Genomic DNA, 24583 nt, shown 5'->3' on the forward strand with positions numbered 1-24583 from the left:
CGAATCCCGTGTGATCTTAGCGTCGGGAAGAATTCTCGGCGTAATCAGCGTTGATATTCGAATATGTGCCGCTAGAACATGTTTGAATTCCGGAAGTTAATCTCAATGGGCACCTTGTGAAGCTACTCGTCGTCGAGGACCATCCGATCGTCATCTCAGGATGCAGGGCTCTATTCACCGAGGATGCTGGCGTCACGATGATCGAGGCGCGTACGGCTGCGGCGGCGCGTTTAGCGTTGAAGAATGACGCGCCGGATGTTTCCGTTATCGATATCAATTTGCCCGATGGGTCTGGCCTCGAGCTCACGCGCGAGTTCATTGCTCATGATCCAGAAGCCAAGATTGTCGTCTTCTCTATGAGCGACACGCCGATGCTCGCTATTCAGGCGGTTGAGTGCGGCGCCAAGAGCTATGTCAGCAAAAACGGAAGCCCCAGCGATCTGAAGGACGCTGTTTTCGCCGTGGCGCGCGGGGAGATCTGGATCTCGGATGATCTCATCCAGGAGATGGCGCTGCTGCGCGCGAAAGCTTTTGGAGCGACGACGTTCCTGAGCGAGCGCGAGCATCAGGTGCTGAGAATGTTGGCGCGCGGCCGCAGCATGGCGGAAATCGCCAACGATATCTCTGTATCGTACAAAACCGTTGCGGCAGACTGCGCCATGCTGAGAACGAAGCTCGGCGCGCGAACCTCGTCCGAATTGATCCGCATTGCCGTCGAGTTGAAACTCGTTTGAGAAAACTCTGATCGGGCCTAAAGTCAGCGCCAACTCCGTGCAGCTTCGATAGCGCAGAAGCAAGGCTCTCCGGCGTCCAGGCGACGCTGCTGGCGAGCGCTTCCATGTCAATGGGAAAAATTCCCGATTTCATCGGGAAATTATCACCTTACTTCGGGAATTCATCCTCATATACCGTGCAATTCGCCTATCGCGCCGGGAATTAATTCTAGCGCGGCAGGACGAGAGGCACGGATTGCGGCTGCGCAATCGATAGATCGGAGTTCACACGGATGAAGCTCAAATTGTTAGGCTTGGCCGCTTTGCTGCTGGTTCCGGGATTGGCCGCATCGGCTCATCTCGATAAGGCGATGGCGGCATCGGCATCGTTGACGGCGCTTGATCCGGACAATGACGGCACCGTGGATCTTCAGGAAGCCAAAGCAGCCGCCGCCAAGCTGTTCACGAAGCTTGATCCCGATAACGACGGCACGCTCGACGCAAAAGAGCTGTCGGGCCGTGTGGACGAAGCGGAGCTGAAGGCGGCTGATCCGGATAACGACGGCACGCTGGATCAGAAAGAATACGAAGCCATTGTCGAAGCGCGCTTCAAGGCGGCTAATCCGGACGACGACGGCACGCTCGATGAAAAAGAGCTTTCGACCGATGCCGGGAAAGCATTCCTGCTTCTCGTGGAATAATTTCTCATTACTGCGCTGCCGGGTGGCTTGGCGGATACAACAGCCACGCGTTCGTCTGGTTGCCCGGCAGTGCAGTGATTGATGTTTGCCGAATCTCTCTGCAGCTTTTCAAGAAACGCAGACATCGACGGCGAGGAACTCTCAGGAAGCAGCTCGAATTGATCCCAACCCACTTCGGAGGTTATCCGTGCAACGGTCAGCATCTCCTCTTTTTCTGGGTACTGCTCTGGCGGTCATCGCTGGTTGGTCAATATCAGCTTTCTCCGACGCTCCGGCACGCGTGAAGGGTTATTTCTGCGGCGCTAAAAGCGAGCAGGTCGCCTACATGCAGCGCCTTGCTGCCGGCGACAGCGAAGAAATCGCGGCCAACACCGTGAACAAATCTGCGGGCAAGCAGACCTGCGCCTATTTCCTTCCTGCCGACGCGATCCCGGTCAAAGACCAGGTCGTCATGAGCGGAGGACTGGTGTTCAAGGTGCAAAGCTTCGTCTTCCTGCCTGAAAAGGTCGAGCGTTGGACCGGGACGTATTTCGGTTCGATGCACTCGAAATCGAAGTACGGCGACATCTGACGTTTATGTCGCCGCGCTATCACAAGTCCTGTTTCGGCCCATGTTGGGGGAGAACGCCCTCTGGGAGACACGGTTTGCCGACGGCGATGCACTTGAACGTGTTTCGCGGCCCTGCGTGACAATTGACGGCCTTATCCTTGGAGTTCTCCCAGAACTCGTAACCGCGGCCGAGTGCGCCCGCGCGTGACGACCACCAGACGGTCGCGGCTTTTTTGGCCTCATCCTCCGTTGCGGCAGACGCTTCGCCGCTTTCGACTTGTGAGCCGCAGAACCGGCCCTCCGCTGCTGCCGGCATGCTTGCGGCAAGCGTCACGCACATGAGAACTGCACATCTTGCGTCGATAATTTTCAGCATCGGTCGCTCCTGATTGGGTTGTCATTCAATCGCCGTCACCGCGAAGCCGCGCTCACGCAGCAATGCAACGAGTCCGTGCGGGCCGAGGTGATGCATCGCGCCAACGGCGATGAAGACGCTGCCTTGATCGAGCAGCGGTAAGGCGCGCTCGATCATCCGCTCGTTGCGTTTGCTGACAAGCTCCTCGCGCAATGATGCGAGCGTCGCATCATCCAGACCGGCATTCGGCGCCAGTTCCCGCGTGAGAGTCCAGGCCGCGTCCATGCGGCGGAAGCGATACAACTCAGACATCGTCTGCGTCACGTCATCGACGCGAGGATGAAGCTCGATGCTCGCCTTCAACCACGTCGCCTGCAGATCGGAAGGGATCGATGCGAGCGAACTATATTGCTCGAACGTCGTCTCCAGGCCGACGATGCGCGTGCCCGACGCCTGCGCTCTTTCGATGACGAGCGTATCGATCGGCTTCATGCCGAGGTCCTGAAGCTGCCGCTGACACCGCGAGTCGGCCAGGAACATCGTGACGGCCCAAGGCTTCAAGCCCAAAGCCAGCTGCGGCGGATAACCGGCATCGGCAAGAACTTTTTCGACGACGGCCATTTCATCGTCGGCGAGAATGCGCTGCAACTCGCGATCGCGCGAAACCATCAACGGCTGCGCTTGCGCCATCGCGTTGGTCAGAGAGGATCGCGATGTCTCAGCGGCTTCAACGGCGACGACCTTCGAGGAGTCGATCGCTGCAAGGGTGGCTTGTGACAGACTCTGCAGATTTTTATCGATGACATGAACCGTTCCGAACAAGAACGATGCGGGTGTCCCGCTCTTGTCGATCCGCCAAAGAACGGCTTCGCTGTTGGCAACGCGACTTGCGTCATTGAGGATCTTTTCGAGCTTGCCTCTATCGCGATGGTCGATCTCGTACAGCACGCTCGTCGGCACGCATGGCGTCTCGTCGGCGTCTTTCGATGTCGCTGAGAAGCCGAAGTTTGTTGTCATCGCCAACAACAGAATCCAGCCGCAGCGGTGCCTAGCGCAGCGAGGCGGCGAGCACGACGCGCGGTCCGTCGGGCGTCTTGATGCGCTTGATCTCTGTGTTGGTTGCGAGATCGATGACCGAAACGGTCGCAGAAAACCAGTTTGCGACATAGGCTTTATTCCCATCCTGGATGGCTGCCAGTCCTTCGGGGTAGCGTCCGACTTTGATTTCGGCGCGTAGTTGCCGCGTGCTGGCGTCGAACACCGAAACGCTTCCGTTTGCCTGGTTCGCGACGAGAAGCTGCGAACCGTTTTTGGTGACGGCGAGGCCATAAGGCATTTTGCGCGTCTCGGATGAGGAGACGACGGAAAGCGAGGATGTGTCGATGATCGAAAGCGTTGCCGACTGTGCGTTGGCGACGATCAACTTTGTCTGGTCCGGCGTCAGCGTCAGCGCAAACGGAGCATGGCCAACGCCGATCTCCTTGATCACGTCCTGCTTGCGCGTGTCGATGACGGAAATGGAATCGGCTTCGCGGTTCGCAACGTAGAGGCGTGAGCCGTCCTCGGAAATCACCAGATGTGCCGGCGATCGACCCGTTGGAATGGACTTCGAAATTGCCCCGGACCGCGGATCAACAACGGCGACTCGATCCTTGCTCCAGTCTCCGACGTAGAGCGTGCCGCTGCGATCGATGCCGACGCCGAAGGGCTGGCCGCCGATATCCAACGTGCGAACCACGTTGTGCGTCCTCAAATCGGCGACGACGATCTTACCGGTTTCGGGCTGGGTGACGAATGCGTCGCCGGACATTGCATCGATTGCGAATGACGCGGGTTTCCCCGCGAGTTCGATGCGGGCGGAAATCTCATCGACCTGAGTGTCGATGACGGCAAGGATGCCCGCATCTTGGCAGAGGACGTACACTGCCTGCCGCGCTTCGGCAGTATTTGCCGAAGCCGCAGCCAGTGTCAGCGCCAGCACTAGGCCAACGACGCGGGCGATCACTTGCCCTTGCCTTCCGCCTTCGCTTTGATCGCGGCGAGGCCCGCCTGGAAGAAGTCGGTTGTCGCCTTGGTTGCGGCTTCGTCGTTTTTGTCCTCGGGCGGTTCATTGGTCGTGTCGGCGCGATAGAAACGCGACGTCCATTCGATCTCGCTGCCGCCGTCCGCAGGACGAACCGAGATCTGATCCGAATAGAAGCTCACCGGAAACGCGTCGACGTTCTCCTTCAGAAGGCGATATTCGATCGACATCTCCTTCTCGTTGTAGGAGTCGAGACTTTCGACGATGTCGCCACCGCTCTTGAGCGTCAGCGTGCGCGTCGCGCCTTCCTTGTTGCCGCCTTCTGCCGTCACTTTCGCGAGACCAGGGTGCCAATCGCCGATTGCGGCGAATTCCTTGATCACGTCCCAGACGGCTGCGGGCGGAGCCGCGACGGTGATCTTTTCATCGGCCTTCTGCGGCGTTGGTCCGTGCGCGCTGGCGGCGCTGAAGCTTGCGGCAAGAATAAGAAGCGAAGCAACGAGAGGTGGAACGAAATTCATGCGTTAAGCTCCAGATTTTGAGGAAAGCAGGCGCGCCAGACGGGCACGATTTGTTAGCCGGGGATCGCCGACGAGCGAGAGCGCGTAGAGAAGGATCAGTGAGAGAAGCGCGAGGGAGGCCGGGACGTAGGCCATGTTCATCGATGTCGGCACAACGCGCTTTTTTGCCGAAGCCATCAGTTTATTTGCGATGCCGCCGGATTTCTGAAGCTCGACGTATGTCAGCCCTGTTTTATCGGCGAGATCCGTCAGGTGCGCGGTTTTTACCGACGAAAGATGTTCCTCGCCGGATTCGGGTGGCGCGCCGAACGGAGCATTGCGGGGATTGTAGCCTTCGCGCGTTTCGGCTCCGGGCGGTGCCGCGCCGATGCGGTTGTCTTGCGGAACGTCACTCGGTCCATAAACGCCCGACTGGCGGCCTTCATCGTCGAACTTCGGGATGGGGACCTTCTCCGTACCACCGACGCCGACGATCAATCCTTTGACATCGCCGAGCTTGCCTTCGAACGGCGGCGTGCCCGTGAACGGAAGTGGCGGCGCTTCCTGCCCATCCGTTAGAAAAATGAGATCGGCTTTGAGGCTCGCGGCGATGTCGATCGCGGAATAGAGCCCCTTCGCGATGTAGCTGTCGCCCTGCCAGGCCATGCGCCAGTCGAGTTCCGACAGTGCGTCTTCCAGACCGTCATAGTTGTTGCAGATCTCGACGGGATTGAAGAGCAGGAACGAAATGCGCTCGGTGAAAACACCGAGGCCCAAACGTGATTGACAGGGCACGCTTTGAACCAGATCGACCAGCGCGTTACGCGCCGCTTGCAGTCGCGAAGCGGAGCCCGGCGGGCTCCCCATGTCGCGCGTGTTCATGCTGCCTGTGATGTCGACGATTGCGACCGCATCGACCACGTTCTGGTTGCGGACGACGTGAAATCCGACGAGCGCCGCAAGCGTCAACGTCAGTCCTGCAATCAGCAGAAACATGCGGCGATCCCAGGGTATGCCGAATGCCATCATGGCAAGCCTTTCGGAACGCCCGGCAGGTCCGTCCACACCTTCTTAGGCGTTGCCTGCTCATCGTCCGGAAGATTTTCAGCCTGCGGCAGATCGCGGACGATGCGCATCGCGATGTCGAGGTTGAATTTTGTGTTCCAATCTGCCGGATCGAGTTTGAGCGCCAGGCGGTATTCGGATTTCGCGACGTTGATCAAAGCCGCGGCATGATCGAGGTCGCCTTTGCGCACAAACTCGGAGCCCCGGCGCGTGCGCTCGTTGGCGATGTTGTAAAGCGCGCGGGCACGCACGTGCGGATCGATGTTCGCTTCGCTGCTGCTGAGTAACGCTTGTGCATCCTCGATGCGATCGTGCGTAATCAGCTGATTGACGCGCGCGAGAATGAGCTCCGACGGCGAGTGTTTCGGATCAACGGAGGTGTCCTTATTAGCGGTAAGCGCCGAGATCGCACTGTTTGCGCTTTGCGTTCGCCAAAGCTGCATGGACGTTGCCGCCGTAAAAAGCAGCGCCAGGACGGCGATCATCCAAAGGATCGGTCCGCGCCAGGGCGATAAGAATTTGACCAAGCTAAGCGGCATGAGCGTCCCCCCGCTTCGGCGTTACCGATCGTTCGAAAAATTTCGCGGCGAGCAGCACGCCCATGCCAAGTGCGGCGAGGCTGTAGGCCCATCGCGAAAGATCGTATTGAGGAACGCGTTCGCTATAGACGATGGGCGTCTGCTCGAGTTTGCCGATCTCGGTAATTGCGGCTTTCACGGCTTCAGGGCTTTCGGCCTCGAAGGCGCGATAGGGAACATGCAGCCCCTGTAGGAACATGTTCAGATGGCGCTCGGGCAGAACCTGCGGAATGTCGTCGACGCCGGGTGGCGGCGGCTCAAAAATTCCGTTCGTGCCTTGCGTGCGAAGATAGAGCCAGTAGAGGTGGACCGGTTGGCGCGCGAATTCGGCGCGTAGCGATTCCTGAACACGGCGCGCGATCACGGCGGCGCCATCCGAGACGAGTACGATCGCGCGCGAGGCCTGCGAAATGTCCTCCTGTGTCATGTCGAGCGCCATCGCAAGGCCGCGGCCGACGTCGGTGAAGGCGAGGCCAGGCCGGTCGATGGCGTCGATTGCTCCGAGAATGAGTTTTTTGTGATCGGTGATTGGCAGCACATGAATGGGCGATGTCGAGAACGCGGCGACTCCAAAGCGGTCGTGGGCACGCTCCGTTACGAAGTCTTTGAGCAAGCGTTTTGCGGCTGCTGATTTCGATTCTTGCCCGCCGCTCGGCGGTCGTCCCGCAAACGTGTCGTCCATGCTTGAGGAGCGATCGATCAGCAGAACGATATGTGCGCCTTGGCCAAAGCGATCGATCGTCCGTTCGCGAAGCGAAAGCCCTGCGATGCCGAGAATGAGTCCGAGCATCGCCAGTGTGCCGGCAATCCGGAGTGCGAGCGCAATGACTTGCGACGTTCGGTCGGCTTCAAAGCCGCTAAGTGACGGGTAGCCCTCCTGGCGTTGCACGCTGAGCAGAAGCGGCAGGATCGCCAGCGGCAACAAATAGAGCGCCATGGGATTGGTGAAGATCATGCCGCCGCCTTCTCTTCACGTGCGAGATCGGCAGCCAGCTTTCGAACGTCTTCGATGGGAAACTTGCTTTCCGCGGATTGCTTGTTTCCGGAAAAGAAGAAGATGCGCGAGCTTTCGAAGAACTTCTGCAGCGCTTCCTTGAGTGTCGAAAAGCGCTGGCGCTGGCTGAGGAAGGTCGAAAGATCCTCGGCGAACAAGCGCCGGCCATAGGATTCATCGAACGCGCGATGCAGCGCGATCAACGAATCTCTGTAGCGACTATCGCTTCCCGCGGCGGTTTGCAGCTCTCGAATCCGGCGATCGGCCATCGTGAACGGACGTCCTTTCCGTTTCGCGAATGGGCCTTTGGCGTAGTGCCAGAGCAGCAGAAGCGCAGAGAGAGCCAAGGCCGCAAGTCCAAGTCCGAGCCATGTCGTCTGTCGCGATGTGCTGATGGCGTGAGCCTTGGCATCGGGCGCCATGATGTCGGCAAGCTCAACCGATTTCCCCGACATGAAGTCGCTGACGGCATACTCCCTGAGTGGCGACATGACGATTTGAAACGCTGGGATCGAGGCGACGTCCTGGGATGAGGGAATCTCCGTACCCGGTGCGGTGTCCGAAGTTTGCGCGGCGGGAACCGTTCCCGGATTTCGGAATTTCAGCGGATACGCTGGAATTTTGACTTTGACCGCTTCGATCGGCGCATAGAACGTCTGATACTTCAGCGTGATGTCGTGGATCTTGCGTCCTTGTGTTTCGCGGACCTTGTGATCGACGTTGATCAGCTCGAGCCAATAGGTGAGTGGCCCGGATCGCGGAAGTCCGGCCGCCAGAAGCTCGGTATCGCCTGTCGTTACAACCTCGATCCGGCGCTCGAACGTATCGCCGATGAAATAACCGAATGCGCGGGGCTCATAGATATTCACCGCCTCGACGGCCGCTTTGCACGGCGCGCCGCCGATGATTAGAAATGCAAGGATCAGCCAGGCGCGCATCAAACGCTTCCGTATAGAAGAAATGACGTGAGCCGCATCCAGTCGATGCGATCGCGGATCGTGAACATTTCGCGCGCCGTCGTATCGAAGACTTGCCGCGTGCGCGCGCGTTGTTCCTGGCGGGCGGCTTGCCAGCGTGCTTTGAGTGACGGCCGCATGGCGACCAGCCTCCGTGAGCCCGTTTCGAGGTCGCGAAGATTGAGAAGGCCCCAGTCGGGCAGCTCATCCAGCTGCAAGCTGTCGTCGATTTCGACCGGCACGACGTCGTGAAAGGCGAGCGCTTCTCCGGCGCGGCGCGCATCTTCTGTCGACCATAGGAAATCCGAGACGAGAAACACGAGCCTTCGTGTTCCGGAGACCGCCGTCGCCGCTTCCAAGACTCCGGAGACGCCAGGTTTTTCCGGAGTGAACGCTCGCAATTTCTCGATGGCTTGCGAGTGGGCGGCGCGCGAGAGCGTTCTCTGCAGGCGCAAATCCTCTCGCAGCGTGCTGTCGAAGGGAAGGAGCGAGAAGGTATCACCGGCGCGCTCGGCGCAAACCGCGAGCGCTTGCGCCAAGTCCGCCGCGAGTGAAATCTTATTGCAGCGGCCCTCGAATGCCATCGATGTCGAAACGTCGACAAGCACGGCGACGTCGATCGCGCTCGGCTGCTCGAAGCGGCGCACGAGAAGGCGTTCGAAGGGATCGTTCAGCGAAGCGCGGATTGCGATCCGCCTCGGATCGGGAAGAGAGAGTAGGGGTACGATATCGCGGAAGCGTCCGCCTCCGCCGTACAAATGACTCCGATGCGCGCCGGCGCGAATGCCGCTCGTTCGCCACGGAATGCTGTAGGCGACATCTCGGAGCTCGTCACTCACGGCGCGGGCACCTTCGCAAAGACGTCGCTGATCAATGCGCGGACGAGTTCTTCGCGTCGTAGCTCGTAGACGGGCGCAAGGAAGATGCGGTGCGCCATGCATTCGTAGAAAATATCTCGAATATCTTCCGGCACGACCATGTCGCGGCCGGTCAACCATGCTGACACGCGTGCGGCGCGGATCAGGTAGCTCATGCCGCGAGGGCTGGCGCCGCCCGCGACCAGCTTGCCGACGTCGACGCCTGCAACGTTCAGGCCGGCGCTTGCGGGATTGCGAACCGCGTTCCAGAGATCGAGCGTGTAGCGTTCGAGCGCGGGGCTGACGGTGATGCTAGACTGAATGACTTTCGCCAGCGCATTGAGCTGCCGATAATCGACGACGCCTTCCTTCAAAATGCCGATCAGCGCGTCGACGTCGTGGAAACGAGTCTCGAACAGAAGTTGCCGGCGTGACTCTTCATCTGGCGGCGTGGCGATGGCGACTTCCATCAGGAAGCGATCGCGCGCGGCTGCGGGAAGCTCGAACGTCTCTTCGCGCTCGATGCGGTTTCGGTCGGCGAACACCAGAAGATGCGGGAACGAATGTTCCGTGTTGAAGGCCGTAATGCTGCGTTCGGCCATCAAGCGCAGGAGCAGAGAGTGAACCTGCGGACGGGCGCGGTTGATTTCGTTGAAGAAGAATACCGAAAGATCGCTGCCGTGACGAAGTACCGGGCCGGGCTCGACGCGCGGTTTTCCTTCTTCGTTCAGAAACGTGTAGTAGATCATGTCCGAAGGCATGAGATCGATCGTGCCTTCGACGCGTTCGTAAGCGCCGCCGAGCGTTCGTGCGACGGCTCTGAGCAAGGTGGTTTTGCCGACGCCGACGTCGCCTTCGAGCAGGACGTGGCCGCGCGCGAAGATGGCGATGACCATGAGGCGTATTGCGCGGTCCTGCCCGACCACCGCTTTTGCAACCTCGCTTTCAAGCTCGAGCGCGTGTTGACGCCAGTCCGCGAGATTCATGCTTTTCAAGGCGGTTTGTTCCTGTTCCAAGCCCGCGAGCGCGCCATTCATCGCAGAAAATTCCATGCAAATATTTGCCGGAGAAACGCATCGGTTCGACGGCCGATTAAAAAAAATGGGGTGCTGCATTTGCAGCACCCCAATGACCTCGGAAGAGGAAGTCTTGTCTTAGCGTGGCAAGATCCCGAGGGTCTTTAAGGGGTGCGCGTCTACTGAATCTTCTTTACGTCGTAGACCCACTTGCCCGTTTTCTTGAAGTGTTCTGCGCGCTTCGCATTGCGTTCTTCTTCGCCCTTGCGAGACTCAACCTGCTTGTTGAGTTCCTTGGGGTCGTGCTTCGGGTCATATTTCGAACCCGCGATTTTCTCCGGGAAGCCCGGCTTCGGTTCCCAGCAGTTGCCAGGAGCTTTGCAGTGGGTGCCATCGTATGCCAGCGCAGCCGGTGCGGTCGCACCAATGAGACCGGCGGCCATGATCACTGCACCTGCCAAGATCGGGAGTGAACTCTTCTTCATCGGCTTTCCTCCATCTTCTACTTTGCTCAGGCGGCTTCGCCGCCCTTGTTGTTCCGTACCAGCATGGATCCGCCCGTTTTCAATCGGGACGGCGGCCAGACTAGTTTCCGGAAATCTTGCACTGCGCCTTTTCGGCAGCAGCTTTGCCCGTGGCTTCCCAGGCTTTGATGTCGAAGGGCTTGAAGTTCTTTTTCTGCTCGTCGCTCAGCCAATCGGCATCCGCGACATCATCTTTCTGGATGTGGCGAATCCAGGCGATGAGCTTCAGCATGTTGTCGAGTTCGAGATCCTGACCGTGCGGACCCATCATGCCGTTGGCGCCGCCGAAGATCGTTTCGAACAGGCCTTTGTCGGTCGTGTTTTTCGGGTAGGTCCAATAGGAGTCGTTGAGCCCCGGTCCAACTTTGCCTTCGCCGAGGTGACCATGGCAGCCCGAGCAAGACTCGAGATAGATTTCCTCACCTTTCGGAAGGCAGCCAGCGACTTCAACGTAGGGGTCGACGCCCGTCTGCATGAACTGCTTGACCGCAGGAGTGTCGCGCCCTTCTTTCGGAGCCTGACCTTCTACGTCGAGCGCTTCGCCGGTCACCGTATTCCGGAAAACTTCCTGTGCGCCGGCGCTCGTACCGAGCCCCACCAACGCACAGAAAGTCAGGCCCGCTGCCGCCACTGTGAATTTCAACTTTGATTTCAGTCCCACTTGTCCACTTTCCTCGATATTACCGGCGCTTGCCGGACGTTTATTTATTGGATGCCGGCTGAACGAGAGGGATTCCCTCGTCCTTCAGAACATCTTCGATTTTCGATTGCACCTTGGGCAGCGCTTCATCGATTGCTGAGAGCAATGCTTTGTCGTCCTTGCGAACGGCAAACGATTGGTCGAAATGGAACGGAACCTTCATGCCGTCCGAGCGCACGTTGTTGTCGGGGACGACAATCAGTTTCAGCGCATCGTTTGCCTTCACGTAGCGCGCGACTTCGGGAGCAAACGCCACCGCGAGCCCAGCGGTCTGGTTCGCGACCTCGCCCACCATGCGATCGGGCGGAATGCGCGTATAAGCGTTTCTGCGATCTTTGAAGTTCGTCAGCGACGATGCGTAATTGATGTTGTCGTTATACAGATCTTCTTTTTCCATCATGACCGACGCGGGCGTGCTCGGCACGAAGCCGATCTTGCCGGCCTTCGCCAAGTCCGGGCTGTCCCAGTTCGCGATCTTCAAGTTCGAGTCTTTGCGCACGATGAAAACGTAAGGCGCGCGATAATAGGGCTTCGATGTCAGGACGCGTTCGTCACCGGCATCGGTTCCGACGACGATGTCACAGAGCTTTTTGTCGAGCTGGTCGCGAACTGCGTAGATCGCTGGTTTCGCCGACCATACGAATTCCGCCTTGCGGCCGATCCCTTCAGCGATGATCTTCGCGATTTTATTTTCGAAGCCGTTTTCGTCCTTCGTGGAATACGGAGCTTCGTTTGCGGCTGCGCATACGCGAAGGACGGAGCTGTCGACCGCTGTTTTCGTCGTTGCGTCTTGCGCAAAGGACGGAGTGATCGACGTCCAAGCTAGGACGGAAAGCCCGGCGGCGGCGAGCAACGGTCTGGAAACCTTGCCGATGGTGCTATGGCTTCGATCCGTACGGATACTAAGCGGCATGCGCAAAAAGACCTTTCGAATGCTGGTCAGAGTCATCTGACGGCTTGTGATTTTGAGATCCGAAGTCGCCAGTCTTCGGGGCAATCGCGTTGCAAGGAACTCGCGGGACGGCTCGCCATGTAGTGAAGCGGAAATGGCTGCCGTCACGCGGCCCAGCATCCTCGCAGACGCTAAGCTTGTGAGAGAGGATCGCGGCACCGCTCGATGCCGAGCCGCGATCCGAGGCTTTCATCAGCCCTTCTCGTACTCGCCGACGTTGACGTCGTCGTAGGGGTTCTTGCCATCAAGCGAGAACACCTCGAGGCTGCCGCCCATCTGCGTGTAGTTCTGCAGGTTCTTGAATGCGCCAACCGCGCCGAGACCTGCGGTCGGGTCCTGAAGGTCGAACACCAGACCAACGCCCGGCCAACCGCCAACGCCCGACATCACAGCGATGTACTGGACGCCCTTGTGCTCGTACGTCATCGGGTAACCGATCACGCCCGACGGAAGCTTATGCTTCCAGACCAGCTGTCCGGTGTCCGAGTTGCGAGCCTTGAGGAAGCCATCGAGCGTTCCGTAGAACACCAGATTGCCTGCGGTCGCGAGCGTGCCGCCCCAGACCGAGAAGCGCTCCATGTGCTGCCACTTGTACTCGTTGGTGATCGCGTTGTAGGCCTTGATCTGACCAAGACCGAGGTAGTTCTGACGATCGCCTTTCGGGCCCGGGTACATCCACAGCGTCGCGCCGACGAAGAACTGGCCGGCACGGTAGGGAAGCATGAATGGCTCCCAGTCCATGCAGATGTGGTTGATGCCCATGAAGAACAGCTGCTTCTGGGGATCGTAGGAGTCGTGACCCTGGTTGTGGTACCCCATGGCCGACGGGCAGATGTCCGTGCCCTTGTGGTCCATACGGGTGCCGTATTCCGGATCGCGAACCGGAAGGCCGGTCTTGAGGTCGACCGTCTTGAACACGTTGACGGTATCGTCAAGCTTGTCGGCCGAAATCAAGTCACCGTTTTCACGATCGAGCGTGTAGACGATGCCGTTACGATCGGGATGCGTCAGAAGCTTACGCTTCTTGCCGGTCTTGTCGGTCTGCTCGGAAAGCATGATGACGTTGACGCCAGCGAAATCCCACTCGTCGTGCGGGGTCTTCTGGTAGCCGAACTTCATCTTGCCGGTGTCGGCGTCGCGAGCCGTGATCGTCATGGTCCACTTGTTGTCGCCAGGACGCATCGTCTCGTTCCACGGAGCCGGGTTGCCGGACCCGTAATAGATCAGGTTGGCTGCCGGATCGTAGGCATACCAGCCCCAGTTCGTGCCGCCGCCGATCTTCCACGCATCGCCTTCCCAGGTCGCGGTGCCGAGGCCCTTTTGACCATAGTGCGGGTTGGCGCTGTTGAAGTCGTCAGCAAGACCGATTTCGGCATCGGGACCGGTCGCGTAGTAACGCCAAGCCTGCTCGCCCGTGCGGACGTTGTAGGCTGTCACGTGGCCACGAACGCCGAGTTCGGCGCCTGACGAACCGACGATCGCGAGATCGTGAACGACATAGGGAGCCTGCGTGAGCGTCTGACCGACCTTGATGTCGCCGTTCTCAACCTTCCAGAACTCTTCGCCCGTCTTGGCGTTCAACGCGACGAGATGGCCGTCGAGCTGCGTCTTGATGATCAGCGAAGGTGTCTTGTCATCGCCCGGCCAGTACGCCAGACCGCGGTTAACGAGGTCGCAGCAGGCAACCGAGCGTGCGGCCGGATCCTGCTTCGGGCTGTGCTGCCACAGGATGTGGCCGGGATCGTTGAGATCGAGCGCGAAGGTCTTGTTCGGGAACGAGCTGTGAACGTACATCACGTCGCCGATGACGAGCGGTGCACCTTCATGGCCATGCAGCTCGCCGGTCGAGAACGACCAGGCGTGCTTCAGCTGCTTGACGTTGTCGACGTTGATCTGCGTGCTCGTGCTGTAGTTGTTCGAATCGTAGTTTTTGCCCGGCATTACCCAGTTTTCATTGCTGTTCGACAGCTCGATGAGCTTGTCGTTCGCAAGCGCGCTGGTGGCCGCGCCCATGTGCACGGCGGCAGCTAACGCCATGCAGGACGCCGACATCAGCATCGATGTGCTAGCAAGTCTTTTCATGCCAATTTATCCTCGCGTTTCCAATCCCAGCTATTGTTCTGGACGACGAGCGCGTGGCGAGGGACGGGAACCCGACGCCACAACATCCGTCCTTTAGTCAGAGGGAAATCTGGGTAATTCCTCCGCCCATCTCTCCGCTCTTCGTAGGCGTACCGCGCGCTCGGATTACTGGTTCTCCGATGACTTCGCGTTCAGCACGGGCGGGACCGTAACAACGTAACTAGCGGGGGTCTTCAGTGTGATCGGCAAATAGCGCCGGGAAGAATCGGCAAAGAACGCTGCAGACGTTGTCCTGGAAGTCTGGCGTTCTCTCTGGCATAGGTCGGGCACAAACGCAGATCGCATCGTGCGCTCTGCGCGCCTCACAACTCGCGAGAGCAATGAAATCTCGAACATTCTGGCTGATGGGCGCGTGCGCCCTGCTTTCCGCGGGATGTGATGATAGCAGCTCAATCAATCAGCATGCGGATCAACGCTCGAGGTTGGCGCAATCGCAAGCACAGCCGGGCTGGCTTGATCCGACCTCGGACCTTGACCCAGCCGGATGGCTGATCTCGCGCGAGGCGAGCCGGGGCAAGGCCATCAAGGCGGAGGAGGCCGACATCATCAAGGCGTCGATTGCGAACGCAGCTAAGATATTCAAAGAAGATCCACGGATGATCGCGAACAGGGCCGTTCAGCTCGAGGTGATGCTCGATCCGACCGATGACCGCGAAACCGCGGTCTGGTTGGTCGAAGTGCTGGCAGACGTCGTTCGCGAGCCGGGCAAGGTCGAGGGATTTGGCGCAATCGGCCAACAGTACTTCAATTTGCGCAAGGCGGGATTAAGCGAGCGTGCCGCGCTCGATGACCTCTCGCGGCGCTACAGATCGCGCGGCTAGTTTGATGCTGGACGCCTTGTTTCGGAAAGTTTCGGGGTTTGCCTGGTTCGGACGTTCGATCCGTCATCAGGTCCTGCTCGCGATCTCCTTGATGCTTCTGCTCGCCACCACCGCTGCCGGTACGATTGCTGTCGTCAATGGCCGTAACGCGGTGAACGTCGAGATCAAGGCGTCGATAGATTTCGCGGAGGGTCTGCTGCGCGAACTGGTTCGGCGCATCGCCGCGGAAAACCTGCTTTCGAACCTCGATTACCTCGTGTCGCGGGAAGTCGACCATATGCGCCATGCGCGCATCTATGTTCAGGATGGCGGCACGCCGCCAAAGCTTTTGCGCTCGTCCTCGTCGGACGATGACGGTCCGTCGCCGTTGAGCGAAACGCCAGATTGGTTCGAAAGCCTGATGATGCCGGCTGGCGGCGAGGATCATACACGCGTCATCCGTGTGCCGAATGGCGACCGGCAGATCATTCTCAAAGGCGATCCGGATGATGAAATCGCCGAGAAGTGGCAGCAGCTCTCATCCCTCGCGATCGTTGCTTCGATCTCAATGCTGCTGCTCGTCGGAGCATTCTATTTCGTGCTCGGATGGATACTGACGCCGTTGCAAGCGCTGGCGCGTGGCCTCGTAGCTTTGGAAGCCGGCGAGAATGCGCGGCGTCTCGAAATACCGCGCGTCGTCGAGATCGCCGACATTTCGCGCAAGTTCAATTCGCTTGCGGCATCGCTCGATCAGACGCGGGCGGAAAACGGCGAGCTATACAAGCAAATCCAATCCGTTCAGGAAGACGAAAGGCGCGAAATCGCGCGCGAGCTGCACGACGAAGCAGGGCCTTGTCTGTTCGGCATCACGGCGAGCGCCGAGTCGATCAACAGAATATCGATAAAGCTCGATGACGAGTCGGCGCGCAGAATCACGACGCGAACGGATGAAATCCTGTCGATCGCTGATCGTCTGAAAGCCATGAACCGTGCGCTACTCAAAAGATTGCATCCGGTTTCCATCGGCAAGGTGCCGCTGCCGGCGTTGATCAAGGATCTCATCAACGATTTCGATCGGCGGCATACGGACGTCCGCATCATTTCGGAGATCGGTCCGTTTGCTCGCGCTTATGCTGAGAAAATCGAGCTGACCGTCTACCGGGCGACGCAAGAGGCTTTGACGAACGCCGTCCGGCACGCGCAGGCCGACAACATCCTGATCGAACTGCGGGAAGAATCGTCTCGCGCCGGATCGAGAGAGCAGGAGCCCGGCATCCTGATCTGCTTGCGGGTGAGCGATGACGGCGTCGGTTTCAAACCTGGGGCGGCTGCCGGCTTTGGTCTCTCAGCGATGCGGGAACGTGTGCTTTCCGCTGGCGGGACGCTTGCCGTCGAAGCGCGAAATCCACGCGGCACGTCGATCGCCATCAAAATTCCAGCGGAGCCTAGGGACGCTAGCCGCCTGCAGGTACGCGAAGCTTCACGGATAACATCATGACAAAAATTCTTGTGATCGACGACCATCCCGTTGTGCTGCAGGGATGCCGCCGCGTTCTCGAGGATGCCGGCATCGAAAACATCACGCTGGCCTCGAACCTGATCGATGGCTTCCGTGCTTATCGGAACGACAAGCCCGACGTCATCATTATCGATCTTGCGATCAAGAAGGGCGTTCTCGTCGGTCTGACATTCATCCGGCGATTGCGCGTGCATGACAAGCATACGCCCATCCTGGTTCTGACGATGCATGAGGATCCGATGATCGCCAGCCAGTCGCTGCGCCTCGGAGCCAACGGCTACATCTTAAAGGACACGTCGTCGGTCGATATCGTGAAGGCGCTGCAGGCCGTGCGCCAGGGCAGGCCGTTTCTCAGCCACACGGTCGCGTCGGCGATCGCGCTGATGGAAACCAAGGGCCGCAGCAATCCGCTGAGCGGCATGACGTTACGCGAGCTTCAAACCTTGGAGCTGATCGCGCAGGGTAAGCAATATGCGGCGATCGCCGAGGAACTGCACGTCAGCTATAAGACCATCGCCAACACATGCTCGCAGATCAAGGCGAAGCTCGGTGTGAAATCCCTTCCCGAACTCATGCGCATCGCCATCGATCATCTGCCGGAAATGGCAGGACAGCGGACCAAGTGACGGCCGCTGTCCTCGCCGGGAACTATTTCCATCGAAGTATGCCGTGACTTGGAAATCGGTTTCGGGCGATCCATGTGCATCCTTCAGATCCAACCGGTGCGGAGCCCCATGCGTATCATTTTCGCTATCTTTCTGACTTGCCTATCCGGTTCGGCGTTTGCGGATGTCAGCTGCAAGGACCAGGTCGATGCAGCATTCGCCAAGCTTCGCGAGGCGGGCAAATTCCGGCTGGAAACGACGATCAAAAACAAGGACGGCATGCTGAAGATGCAGGCGGACTATGTGCTGCCGGATCGCATGCACCAGACGGTGACGCTGGGCGGCGAGGGTGCTGCCATGGAAATGATCGTCGTCGGCAAAAAAGCCTGGTCGAACCAGGGTGGTGGCTGGGCGGAATTGCCGGAGGCGTTTGCCCAAACGGTGGCCAACCAGATCAAGGACACGGTTGCCGATTCTCCGAAAGTTTCGACCGAGTACAAATGCCTCGGCGACAAGGAATTCGAGGGCAAGACCTACGCGCTTTATCAGGGCGTTCTGGCGATGCCGTTGCCTGCCGATGCCAAGGACAAAGGTCCGCGCGTTAAAGCGCTTAGCGCGCCCAATCTGCAGAACGTCTACGTCGATAAGGCGACAGGGCTGCCCGCGCGCAACATCGTGACGCCGGTCACTGAGCCCGAAAGCCGCGTGTTCGACGGCACTTTCACGATCGTCAAGGAGTTGAGCATCGAGCCGCCGAAAGTGGTGCTGCCCAACTAATACTGGCTCGCTAAAGGACGGCGCACTCCGGCGTTTGCAAGCGCCGGAGGCGTCAGTTCAGGGTTTGGCCGCGGCGGATTTGTCCGCTTCGCAGGTCTCGCCGAGATATTTGCCATCGACGATCACGCCGAGGTGCGAAACGCCGGCCTGAGGCGGATCGAACGTTATTTTTGTAACGGCTCGATACCAGGTATTGAAATCGCCGGTCAGCAATGTGCTGATCTTTTGCCGGCTATTTCCGGCCGAGCACGTAACATTGACGAATGTTTCATTCGCGATTGTCTTGACGTCGACAGGTCCACAATTTTTTGAATTGTCGCCGAGAACGACGTTATCGGTCGCGGCGATACACGATCTGATGGTTGTCATCCCGATTGAATCCGAAACCGATGTGAGCTGCCATTGTCCCGCCTTTCTTGCCGGAACGTCGGCCGCCAGCGCATGTCCGGACGTGCTGAGCAACGCCGCGCCGCATAGGTAAATCGTGGAAACTCTACGATAGGTCATGGCGCGCTTTCCTGCTTTCGTTCGTAATCGAACACATCAGGATCGATTAAATAAAATCGTCAAATCATTTATCCGTAATGCGTTGAAGCACGGGTGAAAGTTCGGCGTATTGCCAACTCTCCAGCATCATATTGCTAAACGTGCCATTGCGAAAAATCCGAAACAAGGCGCCGCTAGTGGTGTTGCCGCGGGATGGGCTTCGCGCTCGACCGAACGGGACGCAATAAAATAATATTGGGAGAAGACGCATGACGAGAGCCATATTCGCGACTGCTGCAATTCTTCTGTTTTCCGGCGCGGCTTATGCTGACGATTGGGCCAGTAAGTTCAAGCAGCTCGACACGGATGGTAACGGGTCGATCAGCCGAACCGAGTGGGAAGCCAACGTTGCAACCCTGAAGCTCGATCCGGCACCGACGTTCACCGCAATGGATCAGGACGTGAATAATAGCGTCGATTCGGACGAATGGGCCCAGGCCGAGAAGATGGCCAAAGCATTTCCCGTAGCCTGCAAGTCGTCGAAGGAATCTTGGTGCCCGAAGCAGTACTGATCTGCGCCTGATGAAGTCCCGAAACCCGGTTGCCTCCGGGTTTCGGTCTAGATCGGGAGGTTCGCGAGCTCTGTAGATTAGAAGTTTTTCAATATGCGCGTGAGACGGCCCAGGACCGTCGGCAGTTGCCTCAGCTTATCAAGCCGTTGTCATAACGGCGTTCTTTTCGCGATCCGCTAAGTATACTATTTTTGTATTATTTAGCGGAGCTACGATCTCGTGCGCGAATTCCAGACTCACGACGGAGACATCTCGGTCTCGGAGATGGCCAGATTGACTGCAAAGTGCATGTCGATCTCGCGCATAACTGCGAACTCGATCGATGCGGGCAAGGTAGACGCGCCAGCGGTGACCGGCCAGATCGTTCTCAGCATGGTTCAGCCCGGCCTGATTGCTGCCGCTCATCGTTTGAGGGTCAATTACGATAGTAAGGTCGAGTACGAAATCGAGTCCGCACTAGGGTGCGGAATTCTGATTTCCGGCGATCCTCCCGTCTTCGATATCGAAGGGCACGGCCAAGTTCGCCATGAGGCCGGGCGTGCCGTCATCGCGGGCAACGGCAAACCCGTAAAGGCCTTCACCCACTACAAGGCAAACCAGCACAATGCGATGGCCGGCTTCTATCTGAAGCCAGACTTCTTCGAACGCTTCGGGCCGGATGTGACCGATGATGGTCTGGCGGCGTTGCGTGGGTTGTTGAACGTCGACTATCAGGCCGTCGTTCTTCCCAAGTCCCGCCGCATGGTCGAGATCGCGAAGCGCAGTCTCGCGCATCCCTATCGCGGCGAACTTGCTGAACTCTTTCTCGAGACCAACACGCTCGGATTCGTCCTCGAAGCGGCATCTATGCTCAAAGAGGCGAACAGGATTGCGAACACGCTCGGCCGAAAAAACTATGACCGAGTCGTGCAAGCGCGCGAGATCATAGATGCCAACCTCGCATCGCCGCCGAAGTCGCTCGATCTCGCGATGCAGGTTGGGCTCAACCTGACGACCTTGCAGGCGCACTTCAAAGCCGCGTACGGGACGTCGATCTTCGGCTATATACGCCGCGAACGCCTGGAATTGTCGCGCGCGATGCTGAGTGACACGGAACTGCCCGTCGCGAAAGTCGGCTATCAGGTCGGCTTTTCGAGCCCCGCGGCCTTCACAGCCGCCTATCGCCGTCACTTCGGCGAGCCGCCCACGCGCAAGTTTCCCCGCCGATGAGCCGTCGCATTCCGCGATAGTATTTCGTTGAACGAGAATAGCCGCCTGTCTGGCGGAGCGTTCGCCATCTCCGCTAAATGATGACTAATTTAGTAAGGATTTGCGGCGGGCGCCGAAGCGCTGCGAGGTCAGTGGTGAGCGAGCTTTGCGGAGAGGCCTCGGGAAACCTGCTGCGCGCTCGCTTCTGATGCACCGGAGAATTTGGACTGATCGCATGCCGTGCGCGGTCAAGCGTAACGCTTGCGCGTCGAAGAGTACTCGGCGCACTCGCGATCAATGCACTTCGTACGGTTCGGAAAATTTCTCCGGGGGGAGAAAGAGTATGTTGGAGGGGAAATTGACTCGTTCCGTGATTGCTTCCGAGGTTGGTACGCGGCGCTCGGTGCGAGCCGGTCATGTCTGGACGCTTGCATTCTTCTTTATAACGACGACGGCGGCTGGTTTGTATCCGGCTGCTGCGCAGGAGCCCGCCACGCCTGCGCCGCCAGCTCCCGCGCAATCATCTCCGGTACCTCCGGAGCAAGCTCCGCCCGCAGCCACTGAGGACGCAACGAGTCCTGGCGCAGCGGAGTTGCCCGAAGTCGTGGTAACAACGGCGCCCAAAGTTAAAACGGCGTCGAAGGCCAAGAAGACGACGAAGCGTGCGGGCACCGCTCAGGCACGTGCGCCGCAGCCTGCACCGCCTCCGGTCGAAATTACGGAGCAGGTCGGCAGTGCAGCCGGAACCGCCACCGAAACGGCGACGGGGCCTGTCGATGGCATCGTGGCGACCAGAACTGCGACCGGCATCAAGACCGACACGCCTTTGCTCGAAGTGCCACGCACGGTCAATGTGGTTACGAAGGATCAGATCGAGCAACAGAATGCGCAGACGATCGGTCAGGCGCTCCGCTATACGCCCGGCATCATGCTCGAAAAATATACGGCCAGCGGACTCTTCGACGTGTTCGTCGTTCGCGGGTTCGAAGCGCCGACCTATCTCGACGGCCTGATCTTGCCGAACGAGCAGACCCTGACGTTCGCGAAACCGTTCGTCGATCCGTACATGCTGGAGCGCATCGAAGTGCTCAAGGGTCCTGCGTCGGCGCTCTACGGACAGGCGCCTCCCGGGGGCTTGATCGACATGGTCAGTAAGCGTCCGACGGAGGAAGCGCAGAACGAAGTCTTCTTCACGTTCGGCAATCACGATTGGGTGCAGGGCGGGTTCGACTTCAGCGGTCCGGTCGACAAGGATGGCAAGCTTTCATACCGCCTGGTCGGAATGGGCAATACCACCGATCTGCAGATGGATTTCACCGATCGGCAGCGCTTCTTCATCGCGCCGAGTCTGACCTACCGGCCCGACACCAGCACCACGCTCACGCTACTTGGAAGCTTCGCAACGACCAACGGGTACGGTCCGCAGCAATATGTGCCGCTGGAGCTGACGAAAAAATACGCGCCGCTCGGGCGTATTCCATACAGCCGTTATCTCGGTGATCCCGACAACGATCATTCGCGTCTCGACGAATATTGGTTCGGTTATGCCTTCGAGCATCGTTTCGACAGCGCCCTGACGTTCCGTCAGAACGTCCGCTTCAGCAGCGTCGATGCGGAGGTGACGTCCATCCGGACGGAAGGTTTGGCAAGAGATCTCACGGGTGAGATCATCGATTACCGCACTGTCAATCGCACGAATAATTACGTCGCCGGGTATACGAACGACATCGTGGTCGATAACCAGCTCGAGGCGCGCTTCTTCACGGGCGCACTCGCGCACAAGGCGCTGGTCGGTCTTGATTACCAATACGGCCAGGGCGCTTCGGACTATCGGTTCGGGGCCGCGCCGCCGATCGATGCCTACAACCCAAACTACGATCTACCTCTTCCGCCTGTGAGCGCGCTGCTGCGGTATCTCAACTCGCGCAACCAGCATGATCAGCTCGGGGTGTATGCTCAGGATCAGATCAAGTTCGATGGCTGGAATTTTACGTTCGGCGGGCGCCACGATTGGGCGCATACCGAGACGAACGGCACGCAATTCAACTTCAACACGTTCGCCTATGATCCAGTCGATGTGTCGATCGACGATCAGGCGTGGACCGGTTTTGCTGGGCTATCGTATGTCTTTGCCAATGGCTTTGCGCCTTATGTCAGCTATTCGACATCGTTTCAGCCAGCCAGCGGTCTGACGCTGAAAGATGGTAACGGCAATGTGCTGAAGCCGACGACGGGCGAAGGCGTCGAGGCGGGCGTCAAGTATCAGCCGCTGGGAACGCAAACGATGCTGTCGGCGGCGGTATTCGATCTGAAGCAGCAGAACGTCGCCACGCCCAACGCTTCGAATCCGCCGATCACTATACAAGCGGGCGAAGTCGAAGTTGCCGGTGTGGAACTCGAGGCTAGGTCGAAGGTCACGGAGAACCTCGATATCATCGCCGCGTACAGTCACTATTTCAAAGCCGAGATCACGGACGACGCTAACCCGGCGAACATAGGCAACGTTTTTCCGAGCGTTGCGCGCGACAACGCCTCGCTCTGGGCGAAATACACATGGCATGAAGGCTGGATCGCGGGCTTCGGACTTGGCGGCGGCGTTCGATATACCGGCTCGCAGTATGCCGACTCGCGCAATGTCTGGAAGGTACCGGGCTATACCCTGTTCGATCTCGCGGCGAGTTACGATCTCGGCTATCTGTCGCCGAAATACGAAGGCGCGTCGCTGCAACTGAATGTCGCCAATCTGTTCAACACTTATTACGTAGCAACGTGCGTCACGAGCGACGCTTATTGCGGACTTGGCGCGGAGCGCACCATTCTCGCGACGTTGCGTTACAAATGGTGAGCTGAGTTCGGATGACGAATAGTTCTTTGCGGAAATGGGCCTGGGTGCACAAATGGTCGAGCCTCGTCTCGACGATTTTCCTGCTCATGCTTTGCATCACCGGGCTGCCGCTGATCTTCCATCATGAGATCGACGATCTGCTGCACGACTCTGCACACCCGGCAGAGGTCGCGCCGGGCACGCAGCCGGTCAGTCTCGACCAGGTTCTGCAAAACGTGCGCGAGCGCTATCCCGGCAAGGTTGTTCAGTTTCTGTCGTGGGATGATGAAAATCCCGGCGTCCTGTTTTTGTCGGTCAATGACAGCGCCAGTGCTGATCCGACGACAAACCAGTTCGCGCGATTTGACGCGAACACCGGCAACTTTCTGGACGAGCCGGATTTCAATGGCCGGTTCACGATGATCATGTACCGGCTGCATACGGACATGTATGCGGGCTTGCCCGGCAAGCTCTTTCTCGGGTTGATGGGCCTCTTCTTTGTTGCGGCGATCGTCTCGGGGATCGTCATCTACGGCCCGTTCATGCGAAAGCTGAAATTCGGCGCGATACGCGTTAACCGAACGCGCGCCGTTCGCTGGCTCGACTGGCATAATTTTCTCGGGATCGTCGTTATCGCCTGGACGCTTGTCGTTGGCGCGACAGGAGTTGTGAACACCTGGGCTGATCTCGTCGTGAAGGTGTGGCAGTTCACGCAGCTCTCCGAAATGCTGGGGCCGGGCAGGGACCGTCCGGTTCCGACGAAGCTCGCCTCCGTGGAAGACGCCATGCAGCTGGCGCGAAGCAAGTTGCCCGATATGGAGCCGCAAACCGTCGCCTTTCCCGGCACGATTTTCGCTGGCCCCGCGCACTACGTCATCTTTTTCAAAGGCAACACGCCGTTGACGTCGCACTTGCTGAAGCCGGTCGTCATTGATGGAGAAACGGGCGCCTTTACGGACATGCAGGATATGCCGTGGTTCGTGACCACGCTGTTGATTTCGAAGCCCCTGCATTTCGGCGACTACGGCGGGATGACGTTGAAGGTAATCTGGGCGATCCTCGACGTGATCACGATCATCATTCTCATCACGGGGCTCTACCTCTGGATTGCCCGCAGGCGCTTGCCTGCCGAGCAACCGCCGGAGCTGGCGTTGCCATCGGTTGAGCGGTCGCACGCATGAGCCCG

26 protein-coding genes are annotated in these 24583 nt (G+C 58.8%); 11 read left to right on the forward strand and 15 right to left on the reverse strand.

Features of this window, described 5'->3' with window-relative positions:
* Positions 1–116 precede the first annotated feature (116 nt).
* From HDEN_RS06445 to HDEN_RS06455, 3 genes are all read left to right on the forward strand, one after another.
* Positions 117–734, forward strand: a complete 618-nt coding sequence (locus HDEN_RS06445; RefSeq protein ID WP_013215334.1) for a response regulator — start codon at positions 117–119, stop codon at positions 732–734.
* Positions 735–1006: 272 nt separating this feature from the next.
* Positions 1007–1414, forward strand: a complete 408-nt coding sequence (lanM, locus tag HDEN_RS06450) for a lanmodulin LanM (protein ID WP_013215335.1) — start codon at positions 1007–1009, stop codon at positions 1412–1414.
* A 187-nt stretch (positions 1415–1601) separates the two neighbouring features.
* On the forward strand, positions 1602–1985 hold the full coding sequence (locus tag HDEN_RS06455) for a hypothetical protein (RefSeq protein WP_013215336.1): 384 nt from the start codon (positions 1602–1604) through the stop codon (positions 1983–1985).
* 19 nt (positions 1986–2004) lie between these two features.
* Here HDEN_RS06455 and HDEN_RS06460 read toward each other — a convergent pair whose 3' ends face one another.
* The 14 genes from HDEN_RS06460 to HDEN_RS06525 all read right to left on the reverse strand — a co-directional run bounded on the left by HDEN_RS06460 (position 2005) and on the right by HDEN_RS06525 (position 14536).
* Positions 2005–2340, reverse strand: a complete 336-nt coding sequence (locus HDEN_RS06460) for a hypothetical protein (RefSeq protein WP_013215337.1) — start codon at positions 2338–2340, stop codon at positions 2005–2007.
* A gap of 21 nt (positions 2341–2361) precedes the next feature.
* Positions 2362–3336: a TraB/GumN family protein gene (locus tag HDEN_RS06465; RefSeq protein WP_013215338.1), complete on the reverse strand. Its 975-nt coding sequence runs from the start codon at positions 3334–3336 to the stop codon at positions 2362–2364.
* A gap of 31 nt (positions 3337–3367) precedes the next feature.
* A complete protein-coding gene (locus HDEN_RS06470) occupies positions 3368–4324 on the reverse strand; it encodes a YncE family protein (RefSeq protein ID WP_013215339.1) in 957 nt (318 codons plus the stop codon).
* Positions 4321–4863, reverse strand: coding sequence for an SRPBCC family protein (locus HDEN_RS06475; protein WP_013215340.1), 543 nt, complete (start codon positions 4861–4863; stop codon positions 4321–4323). Before HDEN_RS06475 ends, HDEN_RS06470 begins: the two co-directional genes overlap by 4 nt.
* A 3-nt stretch (positions 4864–4866) precedes the next feature.
* Positions 4867–5871 (reverse strand): vWA domain-containing protein, encoded by a 1005-nt coding sequence (locus HDEN_RS06480; RefSeq protein ID WP_013215341.1) that lies wholly within the window; start codon positions 5869–5871, stop codon positions 4867–4869.
* The gene (locus HDEN_RS06485; protein WP_013215342.1) at positions 5868–6446 is read right to left on the reverse strand and encodes a hypothetical protein; all 579 of its coding nucleotides are present in this window, start codon (positions 6444–6446) and stop codon (positions 5868–5870) included. Before HDEN_RS06485 ends, HDEN_RS06480 begins: the two co-directional genes overlap by 4 nt.
* Positions 6436–7440 (reverse strand): vWA domain-containing protein, encoded by a 1005-nt coding sequence (locus HDEN_RS06490; protein ID WP_013215343.1) that lies wholly within the window; start codon positions 7438–7440, stop codon positions 6436–6438. Before HDEN_RS06490 ends, HDEN_RS06485 begins: the two co-directional genes overlap by 11 nt.
* Entirely contained in the window at positions 7437–8417 is a 981-nt protein-coding gene (locus HDEN_RS06495; RefSeq protein ID WP_013215344.1) for a hypothetical protein, read from the reverse strand. Before HDEN_RS06495 ends, HDEN_RS06490 begins: the two co-directional genes overlap by 4 nt.
* Positions 8417–9274: a DUF58 domain-containing protein gene (locus HDEN_RS06500; protein WP_013215345.1), complete on the reverse strand. Its 858-nt coding sequence runs from the start codon at positions 9272–9274 to the stop codon at positions 8417–8419. The genes HDEN_RS06495 and HDEN_RS06500 overlap by 1 nt, the downstream gene beginning before the upstream one ends.
* The gene (locus HDEN_RS06505; RefSeq protein WP_013215346.1) at positions 9271–10329 is read right to left on the reverse strand and encodes an AAA family ATPase; all 1059 of its coding nucleotides are present in this window, start codon (positions 10327–10329) and stop codon (positions 9271–9273) included. Before HDEN_RS06505 ends, HDEN_RS06500 begins: the two co-directional genes overlap by 4 nt.
* A gap of 158 nt (positions 10330–10487) precedes the next feature.
* A complete protein-coding gene (locus HDEN_RS06510; RefSeq protein WP_425337342.1) occupies positions 10488–10751 on the reverse strand; it encodes a methanol dehydrogenase [cytochrome c] subunit in 264 nt (87 codons plus the stop codon).
* A gap of 142 nt (positions 10752–10893) precedes the next feature.
* Positions 10894–11487 (reverse strand): cytochrome c(L), periplasmic, encoded by a 594-nt coding sequence (moxG, locus tag HDEN_RS06515; RefSeq protein ID WP_425337343.1) that lies wholly within the window; start codon positions 11485–11487, stop codon positions 10894–10896.
* A 46-nt stretch (positions 11488–11533) separates the two neighbouring features.
* Entirely contained in the window at positions 11534–12445 is a 912-nt protein-coding gene (gene moxJ, locus HDEN_RS06520; protein WP_013215349.1) for a methanol oxidation system protein MoxJ, read from the reverse strand.
* 231 nt (positions 12446–12676) lie between these two features.
* Complete coding sequence (locus tag HDEN_RS06525; RefSeq protein ID WP_342446783.1) at positions 12677–14536, reverse strand: methanol/ethanol family PQQ-dependent dehydrogenase; 1860 nt, start codon at positions 14534–14536, stop codon at positions 12677–12679.
* Positions 14537–14946: 410 nt separating this feature from the next.
* On the opposite strand from HDEN_RS06525, the gene HDEN_RS06530 reads away from it, so the two are divergent.
* From HDEN_RS06530 to HDEN_RS06545, 4 genes are all read left to right on the forward strand, one after another.
* Positions 14947–15447, forward strand: coding sequence for a hypothetical protein (locus HDEN_RS06530; RefSeq protein WP_013215351.1), 501 nt, complete (start codon positions 14947–14949; stop codon positions 15445–15447).
* Positions 15448–15451: 4 nt separating this feature from the next.
* Positions 15452–16924 carry an ATP-binding protein gene (locus HDEN_RS06535; protein WP_013215352.1) on the forward strand — a complete coding sequence of 491 codons (1473 nt, stop codon included), beginning with the start codon at positions 15452–15454 and terminating at the stop codon, positions 16922–16924.
* Positions 16921–17571 (forward strand): response regulator transcription factor, encoded by a 651-nt coding sequence (locus tag HDEN_RS06540; protein WP_013215353.1) that lies wholly within the window; start codon positions 16921–16923, stop codon positions 17569–17571. The genes HDEN_RS06535 and HDEN_RS06540 overlap by 4 nt, the downstream gene beginning before the upstream one ends.
* Before the next feature lie 108 nt (positions 17572–17679).
* Positions 17680–18327 (forward strand): hypothetical protein, encoded by a 648-nt coding sequence (locus HDEN_RS06545; protein WP_013215354.1) that lies wholly within the window; start codon positions 17680–17682, stop codon positions 18325–18327.
* A gap of 57 nt (positions 18328–18384) precedes the next feature.
* Here HDEN_RS06545 and HDEN_RS06550 read toward each other — a convergent pair whose 3' ends face one another.
* Complete coding sequence (locus tag HDEN_RS06550) at positions 18385–18834, reverse strand: DUF3617 domain-containing protein (protein WP_013215355.1); 450 nt, start codon at positions 18832–18834, stop codon at positions 18385–18387.
* A gap of 248 nt (positions 18835–19082) precedes the next feature.
* Between HDEN_RS06550 and HDEN_RS06555 the strand changes: the two genes are divergently transcribed.
* From HDEN_RS06555 to HDEN_RS06570, 4 genes are all read left to right on the forward strand, one after another.
* On the forward strand, positions 19083–19385 hold the full coding sequence (locus HDEN_RS06555; RefSeq protein ID WP_013215356.1) for an EF-hand domain-containing protein: 303 nt from the start codon (positions 19083–19085) through the stop codon (positions 19383–19385).
* Positions 19386–19658: 273 nt separating this feature from the next.
* Positions 19659–20594, forward strand: a complete 936-nt coding sequence (locus HDEN_RS17725; RefSeq protein ID WP_169305481.1) for a helix-turn-helix transcriptional regulator — start codon at positions 19659–19661, stop codon at positions 20592–20594.
* A 337-nt stretch (positions 20595–20931) separates the two neighbouring features.
* A complete protein-coding gene (locus tag HDEN_RS06565; protein ID WP_169305482.1) occupies positions 20932–23418 on the forward strand; it encodes a TonB-dependent siderophore receptor in 2487 nt (828 codons plus the stop codon).
* A gap of 11 nt (positions 23419–23429) precedes the next feature.
* A complete protein-coding gene (locus tag HDEN_RS06570; RefSeq protein ID WP_013215359.1) occupies positions 23430–24578 on the forward strand; it encodes a PepSY-associated TM helix domain-containing protein in 1149 nt (382 codons plus the stop codon).
* Positions 24579–24583 lie beyond the last annotated feature (5 nt).

Source organism: Hyphomicrobium denitrificans ATCC 51888, from assembly GCF_000143145.1.
GTDB classification, from domain to species: Bacteria; Pseudomonadota; Alphaproteobacteria; order Rhizobiales; family Hyphomicrobiaceae; genus Hyphomicrobium_B; species Hyphomicrobium_B denitrificans.